Genomic DNA, 560 nt, shown 5'->3' on the forward strand with positions numbered 1-560 from the left:
GAGTTCTCTCAAGCGCCTTAGTATTCTCTACCTGACCACCTGTGTCGGTTTGGGGTACGATTCGAAATAATCTGAAGCTTAGAGGCTTTTCCTGGAAGTAGGGCATCATCAACTTCACTACCGTAGTAGCTCGTCTCGACTCTCAGCCTTAGCGACCCGGATTTTCCTAAGTCACCAGCCTACAGCCTTTCACATGGACAACCAACGCCATGCTTGATTAGCCTGCTCCGTCCCCCCATCGCAATTATTCCAAGTACGGGAATATTAACCCGTTTCCCATCGACTACGCTCTTCAGCCTCGCCTTAGGGGTCGACTTACCCTACCCTGATTAACATGGGATAGGAACCCTTGGTCTTCCGGCGTGCGGGTTTTTCACCCGCATTATCGTTACTCATGTCAGCATTCGCACTTCTGATACGTCCAGCATGCCTCCCGGCACACCTTCAGCCGCTTACAGAACGCTCCCCTACCCCGCATACAAAGTATGCAGCCGTAGCTTCGGTGGTATGTTTAGCCCCGTTACATCTTCCGCGCAGGCCGACTCGACTAGTGAGCTATT

General features: G+C 52.1%; 1 rRNA gene. It reads right to left on the reverse strand.

Going from position 1 to position 560, the window contains the following annotated elements:
- Positions 1-560, reverse strand: a 23S ribosomal RNA gene (locus ACXAC4_RS26540); the annotation flags it as partial.

Source organism: Pseudoalteromonas sp. AWM4_233, from assembly GCF_056158285.1.